The organism is Paraburkholderia sp. NPDC080076 (assembly GCF_050281145.1).
In the GTDB taxonomy this organism is placed as follows: domain Bacteria; phylum Pseudomonadota; class Gammaproteobacteria; order Burkholderiales; family Burkholderiaceae; genus Paraburkholderia.
This window is the reverse complement of the sequence record NZ_JBNNWQ010000001.1, coordinates 1,062,487-1,089,361: the sequence shown is the minus strand read 5'-3', so window position 1 is coordinate 1,089,361 and position 26,875 is coordinate 1,062,487. Positions and strand designations below refer to the sequence as shown.

25 protein-coding genes are annotated in these 26,875 nt (G+C 63.3%); 12 read left to right on the top strand and 13 right to left on the bottom strand.

Going from position 1 to position 26,875, the window contains the following annotated elements; translation table 11 throughout:
* Positions 1 to 56: 56 nt before the first annotated feature.
* A complete protein-coding gene (locus ACQKRQ_RS04895; protein WP_427475432.1) occupies positions 57 to 1,304 on the bottom strand; it encodes an MFS transporter in 1,248 nt (415 codons plus the stop codon).
* Positions 1,305 to 1,691: 387 nt separating this feature from the next.
* Here ACQKRQ_RS04895 and ACQKRQ_RS04890 point away from each other — a divergent pair, with 387 nt between their 5' ends.
* Positions 1,692 to 1,964 (top strand): hypothetical protein, encoded by a 273-nt coding sequence (locus ACQKRQ_RS04890; RefSeq protein WP_427475430.1) that lies wholly within the window; start codon positions 1,692 to 1,694, stop codon positions 1,962 to 1,964.
* Positions 1,965 to 2,023: 59 nt separating this feature from the next.
* Here ACQKRQ_RS04890 and ACQKRQ_RS04885 read toward each other — a convergent pair whose 3' ends face one another.
* A complete protein-coding gene (locus ACQKRQ_RS04885) occupies positions 2,024 to 2,341 on the bottom strand; it encodes a hypothetical protein (protein ID WP_427475428.1) in 318 nt (105 codons plus the stop codon).
* A 437-nt stretch (positions 2,342 to 2,778) separates the two neighbouring features.
* Between ACQKRQ_RS04885 and ACQKRQ_RS04880 the strand changes: the two genes are divergently transcribed.
* From ACQKRQ_RS04880 to ACQKRQ_RS04870, 3 genes are all read left to right on the top strand, one after another.
* A complete protein-coding gene (locus ACQKRQ_RS04880) occupies positions 2,779 to 3,009 on the top strand; it encodes a hypothetical protein (protein WP_132377495.1) in 231 nt (76 codons plus the stop codon).
* A gap of 105 nt (positions 3,010 to 3,114) precedes the next feature.
* Positions 3,115 to 3,441 carry an H-NS family nucleoid-associated regulatory protein gene (locus ACQKRQ_RS04875; protein ID WP_132377496.1) on the top strand — a complete coding sequence of 109 codons (327 nt, stop codon included), beginning with the start codon at positions 3,115 to 3,117 and terminating at the stop codon, positions 3,439 to 3,441.
* A gap of 308 nt (positions 3,442 to 3,749) precedes the next feature.
* Positions 3,750 to 4,031: a hypothetical protein gene (locus tag ACQKRQ_RS04870; protein WP_427475426.1), complete on the top strand. Its 282-nt coding sequence runs from the start codon at positions 3,750 to 3,752 to the stop codon at positions 4,029 to 4,031.
* 60 nt (positions 4,032 to 4,091) lie between these two features.
* Here the strand turns inward: ACQKRQ_RS04870 and ACQKRQ_RS04865 are convergent, their stop codons facing one another.
* The 3 genes from ACQKRQ_RS04865 to ACQKRQ_RS04855 all read right to left on the bottom strand — a co-directional run bounded on the left by ACQKRQ_RS04865 (position 4,092) and on the right by ACQKRQ_RS04855 (position 6,820).
* Positions 4,092 to 4,616: a low molecular weight phosphatase family protein gene (locus ACQKRQ_RS04865; RefSeq protein WP_427475424.1), complete on the bottom strand. Its 525-nt coding sequence runs from the start codon at positions 4,614 to 4,616 to the stop codon at positions 4,092 to 4,094.
* Positions 4,617 to 4,841: 225 nt separating this feature from the next.
* A complete protein-coding gene (locus ACQKRQ_RS04860) occupies positions 4,842 to 5,042 on the bottom strand; it encodes a hypothetical protein (RefSeq protein ID WP_427475422.1) in 201 nt (66 codons plus the stop codon).
* 209 nt (positions 5,043 to 5,251) lie between these two features.
* Positions 5,252 to 6,820, bottom strand: coding sequence for an MFS transporter (locus ACQKRQ_RS04855; protein ID WP_427475420.1), 1,569 nt, complete (start codon positions 6,818 to 6,820; stop codon positions 5,252 to 5,254).
* Between the two features lie 369 nt (positions 6,821 to 7,189).
* Here ACQKRQ_RS04855 and ACQKRQ_RS04850 point away from each other — a divergent pair, with 369 nt between their 5' ends.
* A complete protein-coding gene (locus tag ACQKRQ_RS04850; RefSeq protein WP_427475419.1) occupies positions 7,190 to 7,855 on the top strand; it encodes a gamma-glutamylcyclotransferase in 666 nt (221 codons plus the stop codon).
* A gap of 4 nt (positions 7,856 to 7,859) precedes the next feature.
* Here ACQKRQ_RS04850 and ACQKRQ_RS04845 read toward each other — a convergent pair whose 3' ends face one another.
* Positions 7,860 to 8,537, bottom strand: coding sequence for a J domain-containing protein (locus tag ACQKRQ_RS04845; protein ID WP_427475417.1), 678 nt, complete (start codon positions 8,535 to 8,537; stop codon positions 7,860 to 7,862).
* A 460-nt stretch (positions 8,538 to 8,997) separates the two neighbouring features.
* On the opposite strand from ACQKRQ_RS04845, the gene ACQKRQ_RS04840 reads away from it, so the two are divergent.
* From ACQKRQ_RS04840 to ACQKRQ_RS04815, 6 genes are all read left to right on the top strand, one after another.
* Positions 8,998 to 9,660, top strand: coding sequence for an NADPH-dependent FMN reductase (locus ACQKRQ_RS04840; RefSeq protein ID WP_408178144.1), 663 nt, complete (start codon positions 8,998 to 9,000; stop codon positions 9,658 to 9,660).
* 337 nt (positions 9,661 to 9,997) lie between these two features.
* Entirely contained in the window at positions 9,998 to 10,213 is a 216-nt protein-coding gene (locus tag ACQKRQ_RS04835; protein ID WP_106277508.1) for a transcriptional regulator, read from the top strand.
* Between the two features lie 132 nt (positions 10,214 to 10,345).
* Positions 10,346 to 11,299, top strand: coding sequence for a ferritin-like domain-containing protein (locus ACQKRQ_RS04830; RefSeq protein WP_427475414.1), 954 nt, complete (start codon positions 10,346 to 10,348; stop codon positions 11,297 to 11,299).
* Positions 11,280 to 12,734, top strand: coding sequence for an indoleacetamide hydrolase (gene iaaH / locus ACQKRQ_RS04825; protein ID WP_427475412.1), 1,455 nt, complete (start codon positions 11,280 to 11,282; stop codon positions 12,732 to 12,734). The genes ACQKRQ_RS04830 and iaaH overlap by 20 nt, the downstream gene beginning before the upstream one ends.
* A 49-nt stretch (positions 12,735 to 12,783) precedes the next feature.
* Positions 12,784 to 13,572 carry a CDP-diacylglycerol diphosphatase gene (locus tag ACQKRQ_RS04820; RefSeq protein ID WP_427475410.1) on the top strand — a complete coding sequence of 263 codons (789 nt, stop codon included), beginning with the start codon at positions 12,784 to 12,786 and terminating at the stop codon, positions 13,570 to 13,572.
* 151 nt (positions 13,573 to 13,723) lie between these two features.
* On the top strand, positions 13,724 to 14,707 hold the full coding sequence (locus ACQKRQ_RS04815; RefSeq protein WP_427475408.1) for a fatty acid desaturase: 984 nt from the start codon (positions 13,724 to 13,726) through the stop codon (positions 14,705 to 14,707).
* Between the two features lie 202 nt (positions 14,708 to 14,909).
* On the opposite strand, the gene ACQKRQ_RS04810 is transcribed toward ACQKRQ_RS04815, so the two are convergent.
* From ACQKRQ_RS04810 to ACQKRQ_RS04800, 3 genes are all read right to left on the bottom strand, one after another.
* On the bottom strand, positions 14,910 to 16,841 hold the full coding sequence (locus ACQKRQ_RS04810; RefSeq protein ID WP_427475406.1) for an SMP-30/gluconolactonase/LRE family protein: 1,932 nt from the start codon (positions 16,839 to 16,841) through the stop codon (positions 14,910 to 14,912).
* 290 nt (positions 16,842 to 17,131) lie between these two features.
* Complete coding sequence (locus ACQKRQ_RS04805; RefSeq protein ID WP_427475404.1) at positions 17,132 to 18,400, bottom strand: RNA polymerase sigma factor; 1,269 nt, start codon at positions 18,398 to 18,400, stop codon at positions 17,132 to 17,134.
* Positions 18,397 to 18,768, bottom strand: coding sequence for a YciI family protein (locus tag ACQKRQ_RS04800; protein WP_132377510.1), 372 nt, complete (start codon positions 18,766 to 18,768; stop codon positions 18,397 to 18,399). Before ACQKRQ_RS04800 ends, ACQKRQ_RS04805 begins: the two co-directional genes overlap by 4 nt.
* A 584-nt stretch (positions 18,769 to 19,352) precedes the next feature.
* Here ACQKRQ_RS04800 and ACQKRQ_RS04795 point away from each other — a divergent pair.
* On the top strand, positions 19,353 to 20,279 hold the full coding sequence (locus ACQKRQ_RS04795; protein ID WP_427475402.1) for a hypothetical protein: 927 nt from the start codon (positions 19,353 to 19,355) through the stop codon (positions 20,277 to 20,279).
* A gap of 181 nt (positions 20,280 to 20,460) precedes the next feature.
* Here the strand turns inward: ACQKRQ_RS04795 and ACQKRQ_RS04790 are convergent, their stop codons facing one another.
* The 4 genes from ACQKRQ_RS04790 to ACQKRQ_RS04775 form a co-directional block, all read right to left on the bottom strand.
* Entirely contained in the window at positions 20,461 to 21,204 is a 744-nt protein-coding gene (locus ACQKRQ_RS04790) for a BON domain-containing protein (protein WP_408255514.1), read from the bottom strand.
* A 65-nt stretch (positions 21,205 to 21,269) separates the two neighbouring features.
* Positions 21,270 to 21,755: an aminoacyl-tRNA deacylase gene (locus ACQKRQ_RS04785; protein ID WP_132377521.1), complete on the bottom strand. Its 486-nt coding sequence runs from the start codon at positions 21,753 to 21,755 to the stop codon at positions 21,270 to 21,272.
* Positions 21,756 to 22,004: 249 nt separating this feature from the next.
* A complete protein-coding gene (locus ACQKRQ_RS04780) occupies positions 22,005 to 23,546 on the bottom strand; it encodes a DUF2235 domain-containing protein (protein WP_427475400.1) in 1,542 nt (513 codons plus the stop codon).
* Between the two features lie 170 nt (positions 23,547 to 23,716).
* Positions 23,717 to 26,689, bottom strand: a complete 2,973-nt coding sequence (locus ACQKRQ_RS04775; protein ID WP_427475398.1) for an acetoacetate--CoA ligase — start codon at positions 26,687 to 26,689, stop codon at positions 23,717 to 23,719.
* Positions 26,690 to 26,875: the final 186 nt, after the last annotated feature.

Here is a 26,875-nt window from a genome sequence, read left to right as displayed (position 1 = left end):
CGGTCGAGTTGAACTACCGTGAGCATGGTCCGAACGGCTTGACCGATACCCGCCAATTATTCCGTACACGCCGGGCAAGCCACCGCTTCAGTGGCGACCTTCTGCTCGCTGCGGCCAAAGCTCGCCAGCGCGGCGAGCCCCAGCAGCGCGAGGCCGCTACCGAACAGAAAGTCGGCGGAAATCCCCACATGATCGACCACCACGCCGCCCACCAGCGACCCCAACGCAATCGCCACCTGAATGATGCTCACGAACAATGCCGAGCCGGCTTCGGGCGAGTCCGGCGTGGCACGCTGAATCCAGATGCTGAAACACAGCGGCAACGCGCCGAAGGAAATGCCCCACGCAAGCACCAGCGCCACGACGCCGATCGTCGAATGCTGCAGCAGCGGCAGCAACACCAGGGCGAACATCAGCAGTGAAACCATCGCGCCGACCGACACTTTCAGATTGCGAGTGACCGTCGACGATACGGCGAAGTTCGAGAAGAACCCGATAATGCCGAAGCCGAGCAGCAGCCACGTGATGGTCGACATGTCCAGATTCGCGTTGCGCAGCAGGAAAGGCGTGATGTACGTGTACGAGGAAAAATGCGCGCCGAAAGCGAGCGCCACCATCAGCATGCTTCGGCGCGGATGCGGCTGGCGCAGCAGCGCCACCAGATCACGCAGACGCAGCGCGGCAGTCGACGGCAAGGACGGCACGAAGAACAATTGCGCGACCAGCGCGACCGCGACCAGCACGCCGGTCGCCATGAACGACACGCGCCATGATGCGAAGCTCGCGATGAACGTGCCGAGCGGCACGCCGATCACCGTTGCGCACGTCACGCCGGTGAGGATCGTCGCCATGGCGCGCGCGGAATCCCTCGGCTTCACGAGACGCCCGGAGGCCGCCGTGGCCAGTGTCCAGAAACCGCCCAGCGCGGCACCGAGCAGCGCGCGCCCGAGCAGCATGCAGAGGAAATTCGGCGCAAACGCGGAAATCAGATTCGACGCCAGCAGCAAAGCCGTCAGTAAGAGAAAGACCCGCCGGCGATCCATGCGCCCCGCCACCAGCATCAGCCCCGGCGCTGAAATAGCCGCGATGACGCCGGGGACGGTGACCATCAGGCCGGCCGTGCCGGGCAACACGCCCAGATCGGCGGCGACGCGCGGCAACAGTCCGACCGGCAAGAACTCCGTCGTCACGAAAGCGAACGCGCCAATGGCGACAGCCATGACAGCCAACCAGGAACGCAGGGACGACGAGGCGCCATCGTCCAGCGAGGCGGTGCTCGCGGGCAGATTGTCTTCGATCAACATAGTATTGTTTGCGAGTCTCTTAACAACGGGTGGGATTGGAGCGGCCGCACCGCGCTAATCCAGTCGCAGATCGCCCGGCACGATTAAAAAAGCAGGCCATATTGGCCTGCTTGCCGGAAAGTGACGCGATTGCAGTCTGGACAATCAGCGGGTGAAAACCCGAATGGACTACACCATAACATCGTATTAATTCGCTCGCTGACGACTCCGGAAAATTGCAGTCGAGCGTGGGGTTATTGGTGCGGATTTCAGGTTGGCTACCTGCGTGCGAATGACGCGGCAGGGCATGGCGAAGCGCGAGCGTCTCCTGGGCACAGCGCTTGCTGAAGCGCACGTCAGCGTTTTTGACAACCGCTCATCCGCTCACAAGAAAAGAGGACTTTGCCCATGGTTACTACCCGCCCTTGCACCGCCACTTGCGTGATCGACGGCATGCCGCTCACCGTCACCTTCTATCCGGACAACGGCGTGCTGCGCATCGCGGATTCGTTGGGGACGTGCATCAAGGAAACGCGCTGGCATGCGTCGTGGCGCGCACTGCTGGACGAATTGCGCGGATTCAGCGAACGCGCCGCGGTGGAAGGACAGGGCTTCAACACGATGATGGGTCGTTTCGGCGAGCGCGCCGACCATCCGCTACACACTATGGCGCTCGCATAACGGCGGCTGACGGGAAGCGGTGCCCGCCATCGCGCACCGCATTCCCAAAGATAGACCGGTCATTGACCAAAATAGATTCTGCATTGCGGCCCGGAAGACGTGCAAGGCTGGCCTTGCCGGCCTCCCGCTTCCGATTGCCCCGTGGCCACGCCTCCGTAGGACACGTTGCGCACCGGCTGGGCGCCGGGCATGCCCTGTCCCGATTCGCTGAACGACATGTCGGTCGTCGCTTGCGCCGATTCGTTCGCGTTCTGTTGCATCAGCGCGCGGCCCGACATGCCGGTGCTCTGCTGGCTTTCGATGCCCAGCGCGGCCGCCGTTTTCGGCACCAGCAGAAGCACGGCGCTGGCCAGCGCCATCCATAATCGTAGTTTCATGTCCAGACTCCTTGAATCCGGCGCAGCAGTTCTCGTCCTCCAAAGAATTGATCCGCGAAAAAAGCCAGGCTGCCCAATGGGCTGACGGACGAGTCGATGCCGATGCCAACTGCTGCGGCGAGTCATCGAACTAAACGAGTAATGAGTTGCCAGACCTGCAACCGATGTCGGACGCGTTCTCGCGGCTGGCCGGAATCAGTCGCCGCAGGCTGGAAGCACGGATTTTGGCTCCGCTGTTTTCTTTATAGCTCGGCCATTCAGGAATTCAATCGCGGAACACCCGGTCCGGTCTGCCGCAGCCGGAGTAGTTCGATAGAAGGGATTTGCACAAAATCATCCAGACCGGTACGTGCGTTGGCCGCACAGTGCGTTATGATGCTGACATAACGTCAATAATCGGCCCCACGCGAAGTACCGGCGAGAGACGGAGCGTGGAGATGAAACCGGCCTGCCGCAATCAGTGCATCGTCAATACCGTTTTTTCCCTTGTGGGCATGAGGCTCAGCGTGAGTCGTACGCAGCCTTCCTTGCCGCGCGGCAAAGCGCTTGAATATTCACTGATCGACATCCCTGAATTTGATAGGCGGTCGGGTCGGCTAATTGCTGCGCCGCGATATATGGTGCGACGTTTTTTAAATGCTGCCTTTGGAATTTCCTTCAATCGATAACCACACTGCGGGCCGTCCCCATTTATATGGGCCGATGCTTTCGCGGATTTCCCTTGCAATCTGTAATTGACAGAACGCCGGACGTTTTAGAAGGACGAATATCTTATGGACGAAAGGAAGCGAGATAGCATGATTGCGTATCTCCGCCATCGCATGGAAGAGTTTGGCATCAAACCAGAAGACCTTGCTGCAGTGCTGGCATCCGAGCCGGCCGCGCAAAAGGCTGAACGCTACCGTAGCGCAACTGGAGATAGCTGGGACGGCCAGGGCGAAATGCCCCAGTGGCTGAAACAGGCAATCAGCGCAGGTCAATCCATCGACCACTTTGAATTGTCGGCCGCGCCGGCGCCTGCCCCGCAGCCGAAAAAGCGCGTGGACTGGCAGAACGACCCGTTCGCCGGAAGTCCGCTCGCGCGTTCGAACAACCGATAGACCACCGCAGTTTCCAGCCGCTAGCGTAGAGAAATCACCCCGCACTTCCTTAGTGGAAATCGCCGTTTCGGCAGATTCGCAAGCACGCCTGTACCCGCGTCACGCACGCATGTGATGCGTTGTCGCGTGCGCTTGACCTGCGTCGCCCCGCACTGCTCATTTGCATCCAGACGCCTGTGCCCGCTGTATATCCCGAGAGAACAGCGCAATCGCGCGTTGCATCTCGAGGACCGCTCACGGCAATCACGAGCGGCATACGTCCGGCTCAGAGCGGTCCTGATGCCGATGAGCTCGCAAGGAGAAAAGTCATGCGCAAATCAATGCTGAAAATCATGCTGGGGTGCGTCGCCGCGCTTTCCGCGGCAAGCGGTGCGGCGCTCGCACAAGGCGGCGGCAACGGCCAGGGCGGCAGTGGCGGAGGCAACGCGCACAGCGCGGCGACCGCGGGCATGACTCATTGGGGCGATCCCGTCTCGAAGCCACTGGACCCGATGCCGGGATCCACCATGAAAAACACGGATTCGGCCAATGGCAAACCGCAGCCGGTGTCGCCCGGCGATTCAATGAATGCAGGGAAACCCGCGCAGTGACTCTTGCTGGCGTTTCGCCTCAGGCCTGACTAAGACCGAGACGGCGCCTGCGCAAACTGTTCAGGCGTCACACGTCGTGACGCGCTGCGTCGAGGCACTCAAAGCGGGGATCGCGGCCGCAGTGGCCGCAACGCTGGCCGGCGTCGCATATTGCGGCAGTTCGATAAACGCGCTCATCTGCCGCACGATTTGCCAGAACACCTTCTCGAATAGACGCGCCCGCTCGGGCTCGGCGATGTCGTCGGCGAGCGGATCGGCGAATGCCCAGGTGCACGACGCAGGCTCGCCAGGAAACGCGGGCGTGTGATGTGCGTCGACGGATTCGTCCAGCGCGACGACTAGATCCATGCGCGGTGCCCACTCGCCGGTGAATTCCAGCCAACTTTTCGGACTGAGAATGCCGAGGTCCGAGATGCCGGGCCGCAATTGCGCGACCGCGAATGGATGAACCCGCGCGGCCGGTTCCGGCCCCGCGCTGAACGCGTCGAACCGGTGTCCCGCCAGTTCCCGCAACAAGGCTTCGGCAATGATGCTGCGCGCTGAATTCTCTCGACAGAGAAACAGCACCTTATATTTTCTGGTCACGCTTACCCCGTACCCGTGTTTTTTTGTTTGATTCTGTGTGCAATTCTGCCGGCTCAGTCTTGCGCCCTCGTGACACTACGATGTTCAAATTTGTTGCGCCACGAGAATTTGTACCAGGGTTGGTCGCTCACGGGCACCACGCGTCGCGCTTGCGCGGGAGTGTACCAGCGCACGCGTCGAGCTTTCATTAGGCCTTCAGTGGAGCACCAGCCGAGATCGAGCGCTTCAGACAGCAGCGTCGCTCTCGCGTCGGCCGGAGACGATCCGGTTGGCCGCGTCGTTTCCGTCGGACGCCGCGGCGGGCGACGTGTCGAACATCATGGCCGCGGGCGGGTTGCTGATTGCCTTGACGCCATTGGCGATGCTCGGTGCCGCGACGTAGGGAACAAATGCCGCCACCGCAACTACAACGATGAAAGTGAACATGGCCGTCGTGCCTCTCGGGATTGACTGCGTGAAAGTCAAGCGAAGCAGGACCGCGTGGCAATGAGCAGGCGTCGCTCTTCACGGCGGCGTTCGAGCGACCACTGTCGCGGACGTGTCATTGATTCTAGAAGTGCAAATTCGAACGCTAAAGGCCGCTGTCTATATCAATTCGGTCTACCTCTATCGCCTACCAGCCAGAGCGTCATTCCTCACACGGCTGCGGATTCGGTGGTCTCGCATTGCGGCTCGCCGCTTCGATCGTCGCGCGATCCTGTGCGACTCAAAAACACGAACGACGCAAATGCGGACAGCAGCGTGATCGCGATCAACACGTGCAACAGGCGAGTGAACGCGTGAGTGTAGGTCAGCGCCAATTCGCGCCTGCCGATTTGGGGCAGGCTCGCGGCCGCTTGCGCCAGGTCGCCCGTCGTCAAGCGCTGCGCGGCTTCGGCGAGATGGGCGGCCATCGCGGGGTCGGCGTGCGGCACGAGTCGCGCGAGGCTCGCCTGCGCCAGTCCGGCGAGCAAAGCCGTGACGATGGCCAGCGCGATGCCCTCGCCCGCCACGCGCGTCGTGCTGAAAATGCCCGACGCCATGCCCGCCCGTTCCTTCGGCACGACGCTTACCGAGAGGCCGTCCATCAAGCCCCACGGCATGCCCGCGCCGATGCCGGTGACGAGCATCGGCAGGATGATCGACGCCCGCGAGGCGCTCATGTCGACGCGGCTCAACCAGTAAAGCCCCGCTGCGGCGACCAGAAAACCGATACCCGACAACACGCCCGCCGGGATCCAGCGCGTGAGTGAAGCGGCGAGCATCGGCACGACGAGCATCGGCGCCGACAGCGCGATCATCAGAAGACCGGCGTCCATCTCGCTGAGACCTTCGGCGCCAATAAAGCGCAGCGGCAGCATCACGATGAGCACGATGTAGCAATAGCAGGTGCCGACCGGCAGAATCTGCACCCCCACGAAGCGCGGGTAGCGGAACAGGCTCAGTTCGAGCATCGGCCGCGCGACGCGCATTTCCACCAGCACGAACGCCGCCAGCAACAGCGCCGACGACGCCAGCATGCCGGCCACCAGCGGGCTCGACCAGCCGCTTTGCGGCGCCTGGATCACGGCGAAAGTGAAGAGCGCCAGCGTGGCGGTGAAGGTGATCGTACCCGGCCAGTCGAGGCCGCTTGCGACCGGATCGCGCGTCTCGCGCATACGCGGCACGCCGAAGATGAAGGCCAGCGCGCCGATCGCGGCAATCGCCAGGAAGATCGCGCGCCAGCCGAAGTGCGTGATCAACGCGCCGGCCATCAGCGGACCGAACGCAAGTCCGATGCCGAAGCTCGTGCCCAGCATGCTGAACGCCCGGGTGCGGGCGTGGCCGTCGAATTCCTGCGCGAGCGCCGCCGATCCGCTCGCCAGCGACGCCGCCGCGCAGACGCCCTGCACCGCGCGCAACACGTCGAGCCAGACGACGGACGGCGCGAAACTCATCGCCAGCGAGGTCACGATGAAGCCGCCCAGGCCGCTCACGAAAAGCCGCTTGCGGCCGAACTGGTCGGCGAGCGCGCCGGCGGCCATCAGCAGGCTGCCGAAACTGAGCATGAAGGCATTGGTGATCCAGGTCAGCGCGCTCGCGCTGCCGCCCAGGTCGCGCCCGATTGCGGGTGTCGCGACCGCGCCGCCGGAAAAAGCCAGCGGCAGCACCAGCGCGGCGAGACAGACGGCGGCGAGAATCAGCGGTTTGCCGCTGTCCGTTCTGTATGAGGTTGCAGTGTTCATCGATTGGCCCTTCGCTAAAAATCCGGCAGTGGCGCGGACGATCGGGCACCGGCCAGGCGCGGGCCGAGCGCGCTTCGTCAAGCGCTCAAGGGCGCTATTCTGTTGGCGGATTGGCGAAGGATAAAGAGCGTGCGTGTCGTCACTGAGCCGCCTGAAATGCGGCAATCGCCGCCGCCTGGCCCGGCCCGCCGCCAGGGCATTCGGCGTTGCGTGCCCGCCGATTGTGCTGCTGAGCGCGACGCTCTATTTACCCCAGACGGATTTATCGCGGCCAGTCCCGCCTTCATACTGAGCTTGAGAGTTTTTGCGCGGACGTCATGCCGACCGGCCGAACGCCACGCCACGCCACACCACGACGGAAATCACGGGATGCTGAACAGAAACGCCATTAGCTCGGGCGCCTACCTCGAAAGTTTTGAATCGCTGCCCAAGGAAATGCTGTGGACGCAGGCGCAAATCGACGCGTCGCTCGCGCACACCATGCAGCAGCGTCCGAACACCGGCGATGTCTGGGTGTTCGCCTACGGCTCGCTGATGTGGAATCCGATCTCGGACTTCGACAGCCGCCGCATCGCGACCCTGCACGGCTGGCATCGCAGCTTCTGCATCCGCATGATCGCCGGACGCGGCACGCCGCAGCAGCCGGGCCGCATGCTTTCGCTCGAACAGGGCGGCAGCACGCAAGGCGTCGCGTTGCGCCTGTGCGGCGAGACGCTCGAAGAAGAGCTGCGCATTCTCTGGATTCGCGAGATGGTGACCGGCGCCTATCGTCCGACGTGGGCGCCGCTCACGCTCGAGGACGGCACCGAACTATCGGCGATCGCCTTCGTGGCGGATCACGGGAATTCGCAATACGAAGGCGACGCGCGAGCACCGCTGATCGCACCGTTGATGGCGGTGGCGACCGGTCTGTTCGGCACCAACGCGGAGTACGTGTTCAAGCTGCAGAGCGCGCTCGCGGACTGCGGCCTGAACGACCCTTATATCGACGAACTCGCCTCAGAACTGACGCGAATCGCCGGGCAGCCGGCGTGATGCGTCAAAACCGCAAGCCGTTGAGAAACTGAAACCACAAACCTTCCAGTACGCCGGCCGGATGGGTCTCGGCAGCGGGTTCTCCGCGCTTGCCCGAATTGGCGCGGCCGGCCGGCGCGCCCTTGCTGGCGGCGTCCTGTTTCACTGAAGTTGCCTCGGACTGGGCTGAAACATCGGCGACCTCAGACGCCTCTGCGGCCTCGGCCTCCGCCTTCGCCTTCGCCGCTTCGCGGCGCGAGGCCTGCAACGCCGACACGCTGTCCGCGATCTGCGCGGCTCGCCGTGCCTCGCATTGGCGCCCGAGCAGCACGCCGAACAGCACATCGCGGTTGTGGCCGTCGTCGGCGAAACGCATGGCGAGCGAGACCATCTCCGCATACGCGGCTTCGTCGGCAGCACGCGCCGCCGCTTCGCGCTCGGCTTGCGCCTTCTGCTGGCGTGCGTGCTGCGCTTCCCAACTGCGCATCTGCTCGGCGTAGACCGCGTCGTACACCTTGCGCTGCGCGGCGTCGGAGAGGATCGCGTACGCGTCCTTGATTTCCTGGAAGGTGGCGCGTGCCACTTCTTCGGCGCCGCTATTGCGGTCGGGATGCCACTTCATCGCGGCCTTGCGGTAGGCCCGCTTGATTTCTTCGTCAGTGGCGTGCGTGGGCACGCCGAGGGTGTCATAAAGAGTTGCCATTGCTTGCTCGACCTCGCCGTGATTGGCTTCGCGGACGATCGTAACATGCAAAAAACGGCTTTATCGTGAAGTGGCCCGCGTGTGCGCCCTTCGGCCGGCGGATAAAAAAAGGCCCCGCCACTGGCGTGGCGAGGCCGAGTCCCATGTCAAGGAGGTGTCATGGAGGAGACGATTCGATCATAGCCGCAGGTCATCGCGCCCCCAAACAATGCTTCGCCATATGCTTATCCGGCGCGGCTTCAAGTGCATTGCAGCGTACGCGGCATGGGCTCCACGACGCCGACAGCGGGGGCGCCGCCGCGCCGCCAACACGTCGCGCGGTTATATCGTTAGAACAAAAAGTCGCTTCGTGCGGCGCCCGGCGCTGATTAAGATGACACTTCAAAGTCCGGTTCGCCCCGGTCCGCTGCGCGCAGCCCCGCGCCGGCGCGCCGTGAGCCGCTACCGAAGGAGCATTTCGTTGACCAGTTTCGACCATCATCGCCGGCCGCTCGTCATCGGCATTGGCGGCACGACACGCGCCGCCTCGTCGACAGAACGCGCGCTCGGCTTCGCCTTGCGCGGCGCGCAAGCAGCCGGCGCGAACACCCGCCTGTTCGGCGGCACCTTCCTGCATAGCCTGCCTCACTACGCCCCGGAACAGGCTCACCGCACGGACGAACAGCTTGAACTGATCGAGGCGGTGCGCCATGCGGACGCGTTGATCATCGCCACGCCCGGCTATCACGGCGGCGTGTCCGGTCTCGTCAAGAACGCGCTCGACACGCTCGAGGAATTGCGCGCCGACGAGCGCCCCTATCTGGATGGCCGCGCGGTCGGCTGTATCGTCACCGCGTATGGCTGGCAGGCCGCGGGGTCGGTGCTGACGTCGTTGCGCTCGATCGTCCACGCGTTGCGCGGCTGGCCAACGCCGTTCGGCGCCGGCATCAACACGCTGGAAACGCGCTTCGACACCGTCGATACCTGTTCCGACGCCAAAGTCGTCGATCAGCTCGCCACCGTCGGCCAGCAGGCCGCGCAATTCGCGCTGGCATTCAATGCGCACCGCACGCCGGACGCCGCGCCGCTTGCCGGCACCGCGCTCAAGGAAGCACAACCCGCTCGCCTCCTGCACGCGGTTTAAATCCCCGGTTTACATCCCTTTCGCCACAAGACTCACCACGCCGTGGACCCGCTTGCGCGGCCCACGGCGCGGTCGTTCGCGCGAACCGTGCGGCACATAACAGACCCGTGATCCGCAACACCGGATAGTGTGTCTGAACACAGCGAATATGATCCGATCGGGGCTCCTGTACACCTCCCTCCTGATTTGCTTACGACGAAAGATTGGTTCACCCGCTGCGCAGCGCGGCCTAGGCTTGATCCTGCCCGCTGATTTACCGGCCGCGTGACGCTACGGGTTGCGTCCGACGTGCCGGCCTTTTCGCAACGCAAGCGGGGCACAACGATTGCCAAAAATCATGAACGCACATATTCGCTACAAGGGTTACGAAGTTGCACCGGCCGCACAACAACTCCCCAACGGCCTGTTCGCCGCCAACCTGACCATCGAAAAAACTTCCGCGAATCACGAGCAGCATTATTCATTCGACGCGCTCGATTACTTCTTCGACGAAGAGCACGCGCTGGCCTACGCATTCCGCTGGGGACGCATGTGGATCGATAACCACCAGTAGGATCGCCGATCGCGTCAGTTGCATCATTTTGCGCTGGGAGCGGCGCGGGCCAGCTTGCGCCGCTCGGCATCGGAATTTGAACGGTTGTGCCAGAATAGGCGACACATCGAGTTCGCCCTCTGTACGCCTGCCATGTCCGATACACTGACAGATGTTGCCGAAGACCGCACCCTGCGCCACTGGACATTCCGCGGCCCCGCCCGCGTGAAGATCGGTTCCGAGGCGCACAAGCAGATGTTTTGCCGGATGCTGCTTGAAACCCACAACCCTTATAAACCCGCCGTGATCGAATGGCCGGCGCTGCCGCCCGATGCGCTCGAGCGGTTGTGCTCGCTGCCGATCTGGGACATCGCGGTGCAGACCGAAGGCCGCGCGTCGATCGCCGTCCATACCTATGCCGCGCAACTGAGCGATCCCCTGCTGCGCGAAGCCATCACCATGGACGGCGACGAAGAAGCCCGTCACAAGCACGTGCTCTCCAAGCTGGTCGCCGCGTACGGCATCGAGATCGCGCCCGAGCCGGACTATCCGCCGCCGCGCGACGCCGAATGGGAATGGATGCGCACGGGCTATAGCGAGTGCATCGACAGTTTCTTTGCGTTCGGTCTATTCCGCTCGGCGCAGCAGTCGGGCTTTTTCCCCGAGGCGCTGGTCGAGACTTTCGAGCCCGTGATTCAGGAAGAAGCGCGCCACATTCTGTTTTTTATCAACTGGGTCGCGTGGTATCGGCGCACCATGCCACTCTGGCGCAGACCGTGGCATTCGCTGCGCGTGGCCGCGATCTGGGTGGTGCTGGTGTGGCAGCGCCTCGCCATCGCGAGAGGCATCGACGCCAAAGGCATGGCGCACGATTCGAATTTTCTGCCCGCGAGCAGCAGCGTAATCGGTGAAGCCATGAACGCGCGCGACCTGTTCGCGCTCTGCCTCGCGGAAAACGACCGGCGCATGAGCGGTTACGATGCGAGACTGCTGCGGCCCAAGCTGGTGCCCACGCTGGCGCGCTTCGCACTGCGCTTCATGAAACCCTCGCGCCGGGAAATCCCATCAGGACAAGGAGACGCCGGCCATGACATGGACCGTCGATGAACAACTCGCGTTGACCGCTACAGAAGCCGTCGCCGCGATCCAGTCCGGCCGCCTGAACGCCGCCGACTACGTGGCCACCTTGCTCGCGCGCGCAGCGGCGCTCTCGAGCCTCAATGCGCTCACCACGCTCGAGCTCGACGGCGCGCTCGCCGCCGCGCGGCGCATCGACGCCTTGCCCGCGGCCGACAAGGCTCGCTTGCCGCTCGCCGGTTTGCCTATCGTCGTGAAGGACAACATCAACACGGCGGGCATGCAGACCTCGGCGGGCACACCGGCGCTCGAGGGCTTTATGCCGAAGACCAACGCGCCCTCGGTGCAGCGCCTTATCGACGCCGGCGCGATCGTGCTCGGCAAGGCGAATATGCACGAACTGGCATTCGGCATAACGAGTACGAACCTCGCCACGCATGCCGGGCCGGTGCGCAATCCCTACGATCCCACGCTGATTCCGGGCGGCTCGTCGGGCGGCACCGCCGCGGCGATTGCCGCGCGCATCGTGCCCGCGGGTCTGGGCACCGACACCGGCGGCTCGACCCGCATCCCGGCCGCGTTGACGGGCACGGCGGGGTTTCGTCCGTCGGTCGGCAACGGCGGCCCCGAGCGGCGCTATCACGATCCGAACGCCGTGGTGCCGATCAGCCATACGCGCGACACGGTCGGACCGATGGCGCGCACCGTCGCCGATATCGCGCTGCTCGACGGCGTAATCACCGGCGCCGGCGCATTGCCGGCGGTCGCCTTGAACGGGTTGCGCATCGGCTTGCCCGCGCCGCTCTGGGAAGGGCTCGAGCGCCAGGTGGAAGACGTCGCGCGGGCCGCGTTGAAGCAACTCGAAGCGGCGGGCGTGGTGTTCGTGCCGGTGGCGATGAGTGAACTGGACGAGTTGAACGGCATGGTGGGCGGCCCGATCGCGATCCATGAGCCGCTCGAGGACGTGCTGGCCTGGCTCGTCGCCAACGACGCGCCCGTCAAAACCATCGTCGAAATGGCGGCCCGCATTGCCAGCCCGGACGTGCGCGCGATCTACGACGGCGTGCTCGACGATGTGCTGGGCGACCGCTACGAGGCCGCGCTGAATCATTGGCGTCCGCGCTTGCAGCAGTACATGGCCGCGACGTTCGCCGACGAGCGGCTCGACGCGCTGCTGTTTCCGACCACGCGTCTCGCCGCCGTGCCGATCGACGACATCAACGGCTCGTCGGTAGTCTCGATCGACGGTTCAGCAGCGATCGACACCATGGACGCGTTCCTACGCAACACCGATCCGGCCAGCACCTCGGGCATACCGGGGCTTTCGCTGCCGGCGGGCATGACCGCGAGCGGCTTGCCGGTCGGACTCGAACTGGACGGCCCGCTCGGCGAAGACCGGCGTCTACTTGCGATTGGCGTGGCGTTCGAACAGCTTCTCGGCGCGCTGCCGGCGCCGGTGCTTTGATACCGCAACGACCTTCACAACGCCTCTAAAAAACTAGACTAAAACACCGATGAAAATACCAATGCCCGCTCTCCCGCAGCGGGTCCTTTTGCGCCACGGCGCGCGAATCGCCGCGGCGTTAGCCATCGCCTTGGCCGCCAGCGCATGCGCGCGCCTCGCCGCGGTCGACTCGAATGCGCTGTGGAAGATCGTCGATTTGCGTTGCGTGCCGTCTCAGCAGGCCACCAGCACACCGGGTCAATGCACGTTCGTCGACCTGAACAAACGTTACGCGATCCTGAAGGATATCGTCGGACGCTCGCAGCATCTGCTGATTCCGACTGACCGCATTACCGGGATCGAAAGCCCGCTCGTGCTCGCGCCGCATGCGCAGGATTACTGGGTCGACGCTTGGGACGCGCGCACCTATGTCGAGAAGTCGGTCAAGCGTTCGCTGCCTGACAATCAGCTCAGCCTCGAAATCAACTCGCAATATCGCCGCACGCAGAACCAGTTGCATATCCATATCGATTGCATACGCGGCGATATCAGCGAAGCGCTCGCGCGTCACGCCAAAGACTCGCCCGATGAGTGGCGCTGGGAGACGCTCGACGGCAATCGCTACCGCATCATGCGCGTGACCTCGCTCGAGGGGGCCGAAAACCCGTTTCGCATCGTCGCGCGGGACAATCGGGGCGCTGCGGCGATGGCCGGGCAAACCATTCTCGTGACGGGCGCGGGGCCCTCCGCTCAGAAGGACGGCTGGCTGGTCTTGAATAGCGGGCTCGACGTGGACAACGGCAGCGGCTCGGCAGAAGGCCTGCAGGATCACGCCTGCCGCGTAGCGGACGCGCCGTAAGCGCCTGCCCCGCAAGCTCGCAGAGCGCGCCGGTGCTTAGGCCCGCGCGCCTATGCACGTTTGAGCAGATGCATTGCTGAACAAATTGGTTCTGGCAACGCGCGCGGGTCCGTAGGATCGGTCTGAACCTGCATTCCGACCGATCCCGCCCATGGCGATTTATCTCGACGACACGCAACGCAACGCACTCGCCCGCCTGGCGACAAGCTGGACCTGGCGCACGCAATGGCCGACCTGGGCGCTGATCGTGACGATCTATGGAGGATGGTTCGGCGTGGCGACGCATGCGCGCGAGCTCGGCTTGCCGCTCACCGCTCTCCTGCTGGCCGTGCTCGGCACGTGGTACATGTCCTTGCAACATGAACTGCTGCACGGCCATCCGACGCGTTCGCCGTTCGTCAACGCTCTGCTAGGGTTCGCGCCGCTCGCCGTGTGGTTTCCCTACGGCATCTATCGCGACTCACATCTTCAGCATCACGACGATCCGCATCTGACGCATCCCGAGCGCGACCCCGAGAGCTACTTCGTCAGCGCGCTCGTGTGGCGACGCGCGGGTTGGGCGATTCGCGCACTGCTGACCTTCCGCAATACGTTTATCGGGCGCCTGCTGATCGGGCCGGCGTTCGCCATTGCCGCAACGGGCGTGGAAGCGCTGCGTCGAATCAGAAGCGGCGATTGGCGCGATGTCCCGGTGTGGCTCGCGCACTTCGCCGCACTCGCCGGGCTCACGGCCTGGCTGCAACGTGCGTGTGGGATTCCGGCGTGGGTCTTTGTCGTCGGCGCGGGGTATGGCGCGCTGTCGTTGGGCTCGATCCGCTCGTTCCAGGAACATCGTGCGGCGCAGGCACACGAGCATCGCACGGTCGTCAACGAAGCGGCGTGGTTCTGGCGTCTGCTGTTTCTGAACAACAACTACCATCTGGTCCATCACGACTTGCCGCATGTGCCGTGGTTTGCGCTTCGAGTCGTCTACGAGACCTCCCGCCAGCAGTACATAGAACGTTCAGGAGGCTTTCTCGTACAGGGTTATAGCGAGTGGTTGAGGCTCTACGCATACGCACCGGTTGCGCATCCGGTGCATGGCAATCTGCCCGATTTCATCGAGAGGAATCCGCCTGCTTTCGGCAGGGCGTAGCGCAGTGGCGGTCCGAATCGCCGAGCAAACGCGAACCGGGTGGTCTACTACCAGCCGCATGCATGCGAAGCTGCCGGTCGATAGAAGACGGTGAACGTCCGCACGCAATCTGCTGAGAGAACATTCGCAGGTGACGCGCCGATACATTGATTGTTCGCGCCGGTTCCAGCAGCTGATGTGAAGAGTCTACGGAATCGCACGATCAGGGCGTCCAGCGATAAACAGTAATGCTGGAGCCCTTGACGTTGTTCTTCGTGACCACGTACTCGCCGGTAGATCGAAGGTATGCCCTGATGCCGTACATCGCATCGATCGCGCTGCTGGCGTCCACGGCACGGCTATTGGTGTTGACCAGCGTCGTGTCGAGGTTGCCTGTGGCGAGATTGAAGGCATCGATGTTCGGCAAAGCTTGGCCGCTGCCGAACCAGTAGCCGACGAAAAGATAGCGGCCGGCCGCGTCAATCGACTTGGCGCCGGCATGGGTGAGGTTGATCACCGGATTAGGTGACGTGGTGTTGCCCGCGCTCCAGCCGTGATACACCTCGATCCGCGTGCCTATCGAAGTCCAGTCCGTACTCCCGACGACACCCTGCCCGAGAATCATGGTGTCGCTGTCCGCGAGGTAGACGATGCGCGTCAGCGGCTGGATGCTCGCGGGAATGCGGATAGGGATGCCGGGTCCCCATGTTGGCTTGCCGCTGGCGTCGAAGCCGGTCAGCGGGTAGTGGTAGATGAAGCCCGTCTTATCCAGACCGGCCCACACGCCCCCCTTGCTGTCGATGCTGAATCCGTCCCTGACCGCTGCGGTTGTTTTGAACGCCGGACCAGGAAGCGTGGCGTCCGGTATGGCGATGTAGCCATTCGCAGCATTGAAGTGGAAGAAGTAGAAGATATCGGGATTCTGGCCGGACGCCACGAGGATCCGGTTGGCACCGACGGTGGCAAGTTGACCGAAGTGCTCGTCCCGTGAGTGATCGTTCATGTTGATGCGCGGGTCCGACGGATAAGTGAACGGATCGACGGTGTTCGCGACGAAGGTGCCTCCAGCGCTGCCGCTGTAGATGTTGGTGCCGCCATAGAACAAGGCGCCATCCGTGGCCGGGTCCGGGGCGGCGATGCCCTCGAGGTTGAGGGACTGAAGCGTCCACCGCAGGTTGCCGGCACTGTTATACGCATGAAGGTCGGTGCCGCCGTTGCGGCCGAGGTCCCAGCTTCCGCCCCACGGGTTGTTGAGCACATAGAGGTTGCCCGCGGTGTCCTTGCCGATGCCAGTGACGCGGGTGAAGCGCTTCGCGCCGACCTGGCCTTTGATTCCCGTCGTGGTGTCGAGATAGCCGCCCTGAATGCCGAATGTACCGGCCAGCGTCGGCGTGCCCGAGAGTTTGTAGCGCTTGATGTTCATGTCGGGGCCCTCGTCCCCTATCATGAGCTGCCCCGACGATGCATCGAAGTAGAGCGACGACGGCTGCGATCCACTGGGCATACGGATGGTGTTCAGCAGCGCGCCAGTCGGACTGAACTCGACAGTCGAGCCCTCGCTCTTCTGAGCAACCCAGACGTTGCCCGCGGCATCCAGGGCGAGCGCGCCCGGCCCCGACACGTTGATGTCCCGCTTCCAGACACCGTCGGTGGTGTAGATGCGGACGCGATTGCCATAGAAGTCGCTCGCATAGAGGAGCGAGCCCGCCGTGGCGAGTCCGGTGATGACGTCGACCCGAGGCTGGTTGGTCGACGCACTGACCTGAATCAAAAGATCGCGAGCCTTGGTGGTGCGGTTGTATCGTCCCACCGCGCCGCTTCCGTACGACCCGCCGGGCTGCAGTGCCGCGAAGATCGACGTCGCGTTGCCCGTGATCGCGCCGCCCTGAAACTCGCCGTGCGCGCCGATCGAGCCGAGGCTCTTGCCGTTCTGGTAGATCGCGACGCCACCCTCGAACTCGTCCCACATGGATGCCGTATAGATGACGCCCTCGGGCGCGACCCACATGGAACGCGCGGTGTTACCCACGTGGGCGGCGAGAGTCCCATAGGTGTTCGCCAGCCAGTCGGTGGTATTTTGCGCCTGACAGGCCGGCGCAATCGTGGCGATCGCCGCGGCGAAGAGCGCAGCATGAATTCGTTTTATTTGCACCATGACTGCTGCTCTCCTGGATGTAGCGATCATTCACGTGAATGACCTCATTAACTCGCGACGCATAGCGTGCAATTCGCGCCTCCTCATTTTTAGATCATATTGAGGATGGACTCCAGAGCTTCGTACAGTTCATGTGTTCTTTCGGTCAGGGACCTCTCGAGCGAAGATCGACCGTTTCCTGTTGGCAGCTAACAGGCTCATGCAAGCGGCATACGCGACTCATTCGGCGCGGGTCTGAGCCGCGTTAGCGCGCGGCTTGCAACCTCGCGTGACAAGCGCAAGGCGCCAATTTAACTCCTCGTCGATGACAGTTCGATGCGCTTGCGCTGCAAGAACCGGCGCACGGCCGGATCGCGTTCGAGTCCGATCGCGAGATCGTAAGCGCCGAGCGCTTCGGCCGTCGCGCCGGCACGCGCGAGCAGATCGGCGCGCGCGGCCCAGTACGGCTGATAGTCGGCCAGCCGCGGATCGTGCGCATACGGTTCGAGCGCGTCGAGCGCCGCCTGCGGGCCGTCACGTTCGGCCAGCGCAAGCGCGCGGTTCACCGCGACCACCGGTGATGCTGCAATCGTAAGTAGCGCATCGTAGAGTTGCAGGACCTCGTCCCAGTTCGGCCGATGCGTCCGGCAGCGATGGACGTGCGCGGACTGCAGCGCGGCCTCGAGCTGAAAGCGTCCGATTGCGTTGAGCGTGTTCGCGCGCCGCAGCAGTGCATTGGCTGCGTCGATCATCGGCGCGTTCCATGTCGCCGGATCCTGAGCCGACAGCGGCACGTAGTCGCCGGCCGCATCGCGTCGCGCATCGCGCCGCGCCTGCGCATACAGCATCAGCGCGAGCAGACCAAGCGTCTCTGGTTCCTCGGGCAGCAACTCGACCAGCAGTCGTGCAAGAAACAGCGCCTCGCCGGCAAGATCGCGCCGCGCGGTATCGCCGCCGACCGGATCGGTCCACCCTTCCGCATACGCCGCATAGACCGCTTCCAGCACCGCGGCGAGCCGGCCGGGCAACTCCTCGCGCTCGGGTACGCTGAACGGAATGCCCGCTTCGCGAATCTTGTTCTTTGCCCGCACGAGGCGCTTGCTCATCGCGGCCGGCGACATCAGGAACGCGGACGCAATCGTCTTCGCTTCGAGCCCCAGCACCACCTGCAGCATCAGCGGCGTGCGAATCGCGGCCTCGAGCGCGGGGTGCGTGCACGCGAACAGCAGCGCAAGCCGCCGGTCGGGCAACATGCCTGCTTCACGCTCGTCGATCTCGTCGGCGAGGATCGCCAGCTGGTTCACCACTTCGTCGCCGACACGGCGATGACGCGCGCCATCGACTGCCCGGCGGCGCGCAACCGTCATCAGCCACGCTTCGGGATTCGCGGGGCAACCGCGCTGCGGCCAGTCCGCGAGCGCGGCCGCAAACGCGTCGGCCAGCGCGTCCTCGGCCGCGGCGACGTCGCGCGTGCGCATCGCCAGCAGCGCGACGAGCTTGCCGTAACTGCGGCGCGCGACCGCCTCGGCAATCGCATGCGCGGCGCCGTCAGCGTCACGGTCGCCGCCGCCCGGACTCATGCAGCGGATGGCGCATCGTAAGGCGCAGTCCAGACCGGGCGCACTTCCATGAGGCCGTGCGCCGCGCCGGGACAACGCGACGCCCACGCGATCGCCGCGTCCAGGTTGGGCACGTCGATCAGGTAGTAGCCGGCGAGTTGTTCCTTCGAATCGGAATAAGGTCCGTCCAGCACCTGCGGCTTACCGTCGACGAGCCGCACCGTGGTGGCCGTGCTCGTCTGCTGCAACCGGTTGGCCCCCACCAGCGCGTCCGCTTTTTTCAACGATTCGGTGTACGCCTGATAGGCGGCAACCCCTTGCTGCCGCTCGCTGTCGGTCATCTGGTTCCAGCCGTTTTCTTCCGAATAGATCATCAATAGGTATTGCATATGAGCCTCCGTCATGGGGTTAAGGCGGCTGAATGACATCGGGCCGCCATTACAATGACGCTCGGACCGCATGCTGACGGACAGGCGGCGTTAAAAAAATCGCGAATGGCGCACCCGCGTCAATCGGTCGCCTCCGTCGAGGACCCTGCGCGCGGTCACTTCGGGCGAGGCCGCCATCCGCTCCGCGCGGCTATCAATTTCACCGCACCATTGCAGACTGCATTAAAGCCCGGTTCCCGCAGGTGTCGCAACAATCTCGGTGAGGATATCTGACTTTCAACTGTCCCTCGCTCGACACCCACCAAGGTCGCTCGACTTCTCCCGCAACTGCTCTATCGATAACCTGCCGAGCAACTCGAAGAGTCAATAACTACACCTTGAAGCTGTCGATCAGGTGACACCCGGCCCGCGGTCCGTTTCACCGGCGACGATGCCTGACTGTCGGCAACGGCCGATTGCACGACAGCGGCGATTACGGATGTACAAACCCCTCCACCTCCTGCAAGAATGCGGGACAACGAGGGCTCCACGATCCGATCCGCGCACGGCGCCCCGCCACCTGAGCCAAAAGTAGGAGTGCGTCCATGAGCAGGCTTGCCAGATCTGCAGCAAGCAACCGCAGTCAGTGGCTGATGGCCGCGATGCTGGCGGTGCTCTGCTGCCTGTGCCAGAGCGCCTTCGCGCAAGCGGCCGGCAACGCGGCGAGTCTGCGCGACAAATACCAGAGTCTGACGCAGCAGCTCGCGCACAACCAGTTCCAGCGACCGCTCTACCTCGAATCGCAGGAGTTGCCCTCGGCGCTCAAGGGTGATATTTACGGTGTGCTCAACTATCCGTTCGCGACGGTCAACGGCACGCTCAACGACCCGACTCAGGGCCCGGCCAACTGGTGCGACGTGCTGATCCTGCACCTGAACACCAAGTACTGCCATGCATCGACGAGCGCCAGCGGTACGGTCCTCGCGGTGAACATCGGCAAGAAAACCGAGGAATCGCTTTCCTCGTCCTACCGTGTGCAGTTCAACTATCGGCCGGCCGCGACCAACCCGGATTATCTGCGCGTGGAACTCTCCGCCGCCACGGGTCCGCTGAGTACGAAAGACTACCGTATCGTGATGGAGGCCATTCCCGTGGGCGATAACCGCACCTTTATCCATCTGACCTACGCCTACGGGTATGGCACGACAGGACGGCTTGCGATGAAAACCTATCTGGCGACCATCGGCAGCGACAAGGTTGGTTTTTCCTCCACGCCCGATCAGTCGACGGGCGAGACGCAGTATATCGGCGGCGTGCGCGGCCTGGTGGAACGCAATACCATGCGCTATTACCTCGCCATCGATGCGTACCTGGGTGCGCTTTCCAGCCCGCCCAACGCCCGCCTCGAAAAACGCCTCACCGACTGGTTCGATGCGACCGAGCAGTATCCGCGGCAATTGCACGAGGTCAGCCGCGCCGACTACATGCAAATGAAGCACAACGAGTATCAACGTCAGCAGACCGCCCAGTAGATTGCGCAGCAGCGCGGGCGTCGTTGGGACCGGCAGGTTCTGCGAGGCCGCGCAATGAATTCGGAAGCGCGTCGTCCGATATCAATTCTCGCTGCCGGTGCACTCGACCCGAAGGTCTGATCATCTGACGGAGCGTCGCAACGAACGGCCCTTGAACGCACTCGTTCCCCTAGGCCTACAGTCAGATCGACGCACGCACCTGGATACGATTGACGACGCCCCCGATCGCATCCATGCACCAGGCGTCCTGTTCCGCTTGCCGGCTTTCGGCTTCGGTCGCCACCCAACCTGCTAGCGTGATCCTGTGGTTTTCCACGTTGACGGTGATCTGCCCGGCGCGCACGCGCGGATCGGTTTCGAGCACCAGGTGCAGGACGTCGGACATTTCATCGTCGCCGTCCGCTTCGGCGGGCACCAACTCCAGCAGGTTCACCACGTCGCGGCAGCCGCCGACCCACCAGGCAGTTACACTCGCCAGGCGCCTGTGAGACAGGCTGATCACTTGCCCCGTCAAGGTCACCACACCGTCCTTGACCGTTATCTCGATGACGCCGCTGCCGTCGTTGCCCGCTTCGTCCATGGTGCCGCGCAGCACTTCGAGCTCGCCCTTCACCCGTGCACAGATCACACAGTTGCGGAAATCCACGGCCTGAGCCAGCCGTTCGCAGATACGTGTGCGCAATTCGCCATCCGCGACCGGCGGGTTGGCGGTGACACGCAACTGGTCGACCACGCGTTTGCCCTCGCTGTGTAGCCGGGTCAACTGAAGGAGGCGCTTCTTGGATGCGACATCCGGCACCTCGCCTGCCACGGTCAAGGCATCGTCGTCGAAACTCATATGAATGGGATGATTGTGAAGCTTCAGGTGTGATTCGCGTTCGAAGGCTGCCACCACCTGCTTCAGGACCGTATCGCTGCGTTGCATGATCCGCCTCGCGCAAAGGTTGGGGACGCAGCGCGCTTCAAGCCGCGCTGCGCAAACCGGGCCGGTCACATCGGCATACCCTGCATGCGACGGGCGAAGCGTGCCCGCTCGGCTCGGTCCATCAGATCCAGGAATTGATCCGTGTCCATATGGATCAGCTCTTCATGATCGCCGGCCTCGAAATAAACGTCCGGCTGCAAGGCGAGGCTCTCGTCAAGATAGGTTTGCATGCCATAGGCCGTACAGACCGGCGGGAGCGCTCCCGCGTCGCAATCCTTGAACAACTCCCGCAGATCGGTCTCTTTGGCGAGCACGAGATGGCGTCCGGTCTTTGCCCATAGCTCGGAGAGCCGCACGGCGTAGGTCGATGGCAGCACGGTGGCCACATAGCCGTGTTCGTCTTCAAAAAGCACTGTCTTGGCGAGGCGATCGCCGGGAATATGCGCTGCCGCCGCGGTTTCGACGCTGGAATGGCTGTATGGATGATGCACGATTTCGTACTGCGAGCCCTTGCTGCGCAGGCAGTCCTGGAGCGTGGCTGAGATTGACATGACACACCTCCGCTGAAAGCAAACAGGAAACTACTTCGCGAGATCCTTTAAGAATAGTTCGCTTTCGCTAGCGTGTGAAAAACATGCGGACCGCAGCGCGGTGACTGCGCGGGCGCGACAGTGAATGGGATGGTTACCTCATATGGCATATGGCCCACCGCCGCTATGATAGGTAACGCCGCCGAAGGTTTCATGGGCCGCCGCGGTGGGCAAGGGCCAGGTCACTGATTCAGTTCAATGCCTGACGCGTCACGATGGTTGACCCGCTCCGGAACCTCCGGGCGCTGTTGCGGGTGCAGTCAGGTCATCAGCCGCCGCATGGCTAGCCGGCATGCCGCCTGATTGGGTTATTTCAACCCGCAGACTTCCTTGATTATTCCAGTACGCCCAACTGGCATCGTTGGCGAAGCAATACAGGTACCCCGAGTAGGGAGCCTTGATCTCCACTTCCCTACCAATCCTGAAGTAGAAGGGTTCAGGCGGCACGCCTGTCCTGCCCGGTTGTCCTGGATGTGAGATTGCACCGCAGAGTTCGAACCAGTTCGCTTCCCTGACCCGCCTCGCCCACGCAAACAGGTGTTGCATCCAGTTACCCGGCGTTCCTTGCGCGCCGGATGCAGTGTCCCCATTCAGCCACGCTTGCCCTTCAGGCACCTTGAACCGGTAGCTCGTCCCTTCCTTCATGAAAATACCTGTCCAATTCCACAACGAACTGGCGAAAACCCGCACCTGAACCGCCGACGCAGGGTCTATGTTCGGTCGATAGGGAGCCTGAAAGATTGGCGGACCAGCCTGCCGTTTCAATGTCAGATCCGATATCGATTCAGAACATCTTCGTGAACCCTTCGCCAGATATGGAAAGGATCGAGGGCGAAAGCCGATTCTCCTGTAAAAGCCGGTGAGCGAATTGTGAAGCACGCCATGTATTGCCGATGGCGACAACTGGTCCGCATGGGCTAACTGCTTCAACATATCGGGCTCAAACACCGCGCCGCACTGCGCGGCCTCGGAGATCATCCATTTGAGCGTGGCATCGGAAAGGCCGGTCTCTTTGTAGCCGCCCCCAACGTCAGCATGCACGCCAGGAAACCACACTTGCGTCACGCGAGCCAGGTCGCAACCATCCGAGTCCATCCACAACGTTGGAGAGAAGTTGTTCCGCTGCTCATCGATTGCGAGGGCATGTACCGCGCGTTCAACTTCCGGCGGGAGCCTCGTGTCATGAAATTCATAGCGCTTTCTGCCGAACCCGAATACGTCCACAATTTCCGGGATGCCGAGCGCGCCCACCGTCTCCCACACCCCCAGGAAACGAATGGGCGGAGGTTTGCCATGCTCGATGCGGAACCGTTCCTGCCGGGTGACGCTTTCCGGTATTTTCGGGTCGAGCCGGTAGAGGTTCCATGCTTGCGTCACCAGCGTCCAGCTTGCCTCGTGAGGAAGTCCGCAGTGGTGAAGCATGCCGACCAGGCTTCGAGCCGTGAACGCGCCACGCGAGAAGCCGATGACAAAGATTTCGGAGCCTTCTTCGTAGTGATCGGACAGCCACTTGTACGCGGTTCGAATGTCGCGGGAGAGGCCTAGTCCTAGCGCGCCATCCACGAGGCGACGCACCCGGCCTTCGTTGGCGCCAATGCCGACGTGATAGTACCGGAGCTGCTCGACGCCATCGTCGCCGCGCTCACGCAATGCGTTGAAAAAACGCACGACATTGGTTGGTACGGGCACTCCCTGAAACTCGTCGCTCTCCGAGTTCCATGTGCCGTCACAGCAAACGAAGAGTCTCTTCATGTTTGCGGCCCTGCTCGTCCGGCGCGATTCTGATACGAAAGCATGACCCGGCATGTCGGGAAACGAAAGGTGCGCGCCATTTGCCTTCACGGCGATTCACGCGCAGCCCGGCCTTTCCGCCAGGCCCTGGTGGTCGACACCAACATGATATTGAACCACGTCCCGGCTCGCTACGCGCCGGCCAGTCTGCGCGCGAGCGTATCCGCCACCGTTGCGAGGTTCGGCTCGACGACGAGATCGGTATGCGCGCCGTCGATGTTCTTCACCAGCAGACCATTCCTCGCGACGCGCTGCCAGGCCGGCAGTGGATCGCCCTGCCCGCCTTCCCTGACGGACGCGCGCACGTAGACAATCGGGCTGCCGAGATAGCGGCGCGGACGATACGTCGCCATCGCGACGCGCATCGACTCGCGTACCTGCCGCAGTACTGGCGGCAGACCCTGCGTATCGGCTGCCGGCCTGGAAGCCATCTTGCCGAGCCGCATGCGAATCCGGTCGGCGGCTCCGGACACCCTGTCCTTCAGATAGGCAAGGCGACCGCTTGCGGAAAGCGCACGGAACGCTTGCACGCGCTTCGCCATGACCTCGCACTGGAAGCCGAACCACGCATGCAGCGGCAAATAGCGTTCATCGACGTAGGTATCGAGCAGACACAGCAACTCGATCTTCTCGCCCGCCGCGACAAGCTGCTGCGCTATCTCGAACGCGACTAGCCCGCCAAACGAATAGCCGACCAGCGCATACGGACCGCTCGGCTGCACCGCGCGAATCTGCTCGACATAGACACTCGCCATCTCCTCGACGCGCCGCTGCGGCTCCTGGTCGCCATCGAGCCCGCGTGCCTGCAGGCCGTACACAGGCCGCTCGCTTTCCAGCGTGCCGGCCAGCGTCAGGCACTCCATCACCGAGCCCGTGATGCTATGAAGCATGAAGACAGGCCGCCCGCGCCCCGCACGCATCGGCACGACGTTGGGATGCGCGCCCTGCACGCCTTCTCCCGCGATGACGGCCGCGAGCCGCGCAATGGTCGGCGCGATGATGAGCGTCGCAAGCGGCAGGGTTCGGCCGGTTGCCAGCCTTATTTCGGCGAGCATCTGCGCGCCGAGCAGCGAATGGCCGCCGAGTTCAAAGAAGTTGTCGTCGAGACCGACCGGCGAGAAGCTGAAAAGCTGCTCCCAGAGCGCGCATAGATAGACTTCCACCTGCTCGGCCGATTCGCCGGGTTCCGGCAACTCGCGACGTGTGCGGGCAAGCGCGGGATGCGCGCTGATATTCTCGACGCATCCGGGGTTCGCCAGCGACGACAGGTTGCGCACCGGCAGCCCGTTCACCGCATCGCGCGCGGCCGCCTCCGATGCCTTGCCGTTATGCGTGACGGGCAGCGCTTCGACTTCGGCGATCACGTCCGGCACGAGCGCCGCCGAACCCTGCAGCATCAACTCACGCCGCACGCGCGAAGCGAGTGCCGCGCTCATCTTCGCGCCCCTGCGCAACACGAGCAGCAGCACGACGCGCTGGCCTGATCCGCTCGCGTCATGGGCAGTCTGCGCGACGACCATCGACTGATTGATCTCGCCAATACTGCTGACAATGCGGTAAATCTCACCGGGGCTCACGTTGATGCCGCGCACATTCAGCACGCCGTCGCTGCGTCCATGCAGGCGCGCCGATCCCTGCGCCGAAAACTCGATGATGTCGCCGTGCGTCCACACGCCCGGGTTCGCCTTGAAATAGGCGGAGTGAAAGCGGGCGCCGTCCGCGTCGCCGAAGAAGCCAAGCGGGCGCGACGGAAACGGATTGACGCACACCAGTTCGCCGGTCATGGAGGTGAGTGCGCCCTCGTTCCACGCCTGCACATCGAGGCCGAGACTCCTGCACTGTGCTTCGCCTGCATAAACCGGCAGATTCGGGTTGCCGAGCACGAAGCAGCCGATGATATCGGTGCCTCCTGAAATCGACTGGAGCTGCAGCGGCTTGACGTAGGAGCGCACCCATTCGAACTGCGAGTCGTAGAGCACGGCGCCCGTCGACATCATCGCGCGCAGCGCATCCAGCCCGAACTGCTCGCCAGGTTTCAGGCCCGAGTCCTCGCACATCTTCAGATAGGCGGGACTCGTGCCGAACACGGTCACGCGTTCATCGGCGACCAGCCGCCAAAGTGTGTCGACTTCCGTAACCGGTCCGTCGTACGTGACGATCTCGGCGCCCGAGGCCAGCACCGACAACTGCCAGTTCCACATCATCCACGAACAACTCGTGTGAAAGTACAGCTTGTCGCCCGGACCCAGATCGCTGTGTAACTGATGCTCTTTCAGATGTTCGAGCAATGTGCCGCCGGCGCCGTGCACGATGCACTTGGGCTTTCCCGTCGTGCCCGACGAGAACATGATGAAAAGCGGATGATTGAACGGAAAATGCCGCCATTCGAACCGTGCTGCGTCGCCGTGAACGATGAGATCGCGCAGCGAGTGCTGAGGCTGGCTGACCGTGCTCGGCAGCGGCGTTTCATCCAGACAGATGACGTGGGTGAGCGTCGGCAATGCCGCGGCCACCGCGGCGACGTGCGCGGCGATCGAGCCAGCCGTATCGAATGAGCGCTGCGTCGTGTGCGCAAACAGCATGCGTGGCTCGAGCGGCTCGAAGCGGTCGAGGATCGCCTGCACGCCAGTCTCAGGCGCCGCGGTGGATAGCGTCGCGCCAACCGCCGTCACCGCGAGCGCCGTGATGATGGCCTGCGCGTCATTTCGCATCATCGCGACCACGCGGTCGCCCGGACGCAAACCGAGTTCGCTGAGCGAATAGGCAAGGCGCGCGACCCGGTCGCGCAGATCGCCGCGCGTCATCGTTTCGCGGCGGCCATCGGCATAACGCGCAGTGAGTGCCGGCGAGTCGTCCGGCGCGATCCTTCGCCCAAGAACGCTTTGGGCGTAATTCAGTTCGACATGCGGAAAGAAAAGCGCGGTCTCGCATTCGTCGCCGATGCAGGCCGTCTCCATGCTACCGCCCCATTCCATTCCTCCGGTCCACTGCAGAAAGCACTGCCAGAAGCGACGGAATTCGCGCGTCGAATAGGCATGCAGTTCTGGATAGTCCGCGAAACGCTCGCCGGTGAAGTTCTCCAGCGCCGCAGTGAAGCGTGACATGCGCGATTGAGCGACGCGCTCCGGCAAGTTCTGAAATAGGGGTTCGCGCGCATACATGCGTATGCTCGCCCCGACCACCCTCTCGTGATTCATCCGCGCACCCGTATTGGAACAAAGCTTTATAAGTATTTATCTGTCTGCCGGCAGGCGCCGGCGACCAGTCGCATTCCGACAATGCCTTGTGCT

Bases quoted from the DNA above. Each gene is read 5' to 3' on its own strand.
- ACQKRQ_RS04870 (WP_427475426.1), top strand. From the start codon at position 3,750: ATGCGCAAATCAATGCTGAAAATCATGCTGGGGTGCGTCGCCGCGCTT.
- ACQKRQ_RS04820 (WP_427475410.1), top strand. From the start codon at position 12,784: ATGAAAATACCAATGCCCGCTCTCCCGCAGCGGGTCCTTTTGCGCCAC.
- ACQKRQ_RS04875 (WP_132377496.1), top strand. From the start codon at position 3,115: ATGGACGAAAGGAAGCGAGATAGCATGATTGCGTATCTCCGCCATCGC.
- ACQKRQ_RS04775 (WP_427475398.1), bottom strand. From the start codon at position 26,689: ATGTCACGCTTCACTGCGGCGCTGGAGAACTTCACCGGCGAGCGTTTC.
- ACQKRQ_RS04785 (WP_132377521.1), bottom strand. From the start codon at position 21,755: ATGTCAATCTCAGCCACGCTCCAGGACTGCCTGCGCAGCAAGGGCTCG.
- ACQKRQ_RS04895 (WP_427475432.1), bottom strand. From the start codon at position 1,304: ATGTTGATCGAAGACAATCTGCCCGCGAGCACCGCCTCGCTGGACGAT.
- ACQKRQ_RS04790 (WP_408255514.1), bottom strand. From the start codon at position 21,204: ATGCAACGCAGCGATACGGTCCTGAAGCAGGTGGTGGCAGCCTTCGAA.
- ACQKRQ_RS04795 (WP_427475402.1), top strand. From the start codon at position 19,353: ATGAGCAGGCTTGCCAGATCTGCAGCAAGCAACCGCAGTCAGTGGCTG.
- ACQKRQ_RS04800 (WP_132377510.1), bottom strand. From the start codon at position 18,768: ATGCAATACCTATTGATGATCTATTCGGAAGAAAACGGCTGGAACCAG.
- ACQKRQ_RS04815 (WP_427475408.1), top strand. From the start codon at position 13,724: ATGGCGATTTATCTCGACGACACGCAACGCAACGCACTCGCCCGCCTG.
- ACQKRQ_RS04890 (WP_427475430.1), top strand. From the start codon at position 1,692: ATGGTTACTACCCGCCCTTGCACCGCCACTTGCGTGATCGACGGCATG.
- ACQKRQ_RS04860 (WP_427475422.1), bottom strand. From the start codon at position 5,042: ATGTTCACTTTCATCGTTGTAGTTGCGGTGGCGGCATTTGTTCCCTAC.
- ACQKRQ_RS04880 (WP_132377495.1), top strand. From the start codon at position 2,779: ATGAAACCGGCCTGCCGCAATCAGTGCATCGTCAATACCGTTTTTTCC.
- ACQKRQ_RS04855 (WP_427475420.1), bottom strand. From the start codon at position 6,820: ATGAACACTGCAACCTCATACAGAACGGACAGCGGCAAACCGCTGATT.
- iaaH (WP_427475412.1), top strand. From the start codon at position 11,280: ATGACATGGACCGTCGATGAACAACTCGCGTTGACCGCTACAGAAGCC.
- ACQKRQ_RS04780 (WP_427475400.1), bottom strand. From the start codon at position 23,546: ATGAAGAGACTCTTCGTTTGCTGTGACGGCACATGGAACTCGGAGAGC.
- ACQKRQ_RS04850 (WP_427475419.1), top strand. From the start codon at position 7,190: ATGCTGAACAGAAACGCCATTAGCTCGGGCGCCTACCTCGAAAGTTTT.
- ACQKRQ_RS04835 (WP_106277508.1), top strand. From the start codon at position 9,998: ATGAACGCACATATTCGCTACAAGGGTTACGAAGTTGCACCGGCCGCA.
- ACQKRQ_RS04805 (WP_427475404.1), bottom strand. From the start codon at position 18,400: ATGAGTCCGGGCGGCGGCGACCGTGACGCTGACGGCGCCGCGCATGCG.
- ACQKRQ_RS04830 (WP_427475414.1), top strand. From the start codon at position 10,346: ATGTCCGATACACTGACAGATGTTGCCGAAGACCGCACCCTGCGCCAC.
- ACQKRQ_RS04845 (WP_427475417.1), bottom strand. From the start codon at position 8,537: ATGGCAACTCTTTATGACACCCTCGGCGTGCCCACGCACGCCACTGAC.
- ACQKRQ_RS04885 (WP_427475428.1), bottom strand. From the start codon at position 2,341: ATGAAACTACGATTATGGATGGCGCTGGCCAGCGCCGTGCTTCTGCTG.
- ACQKRQ_RS04810 (WP_427475406.1), bottom strand. From the start codon at position 16,841: ATGGTGCAAATAAAACGAATTCATGCTGCGCTCTTCGCCGCGGCGATC.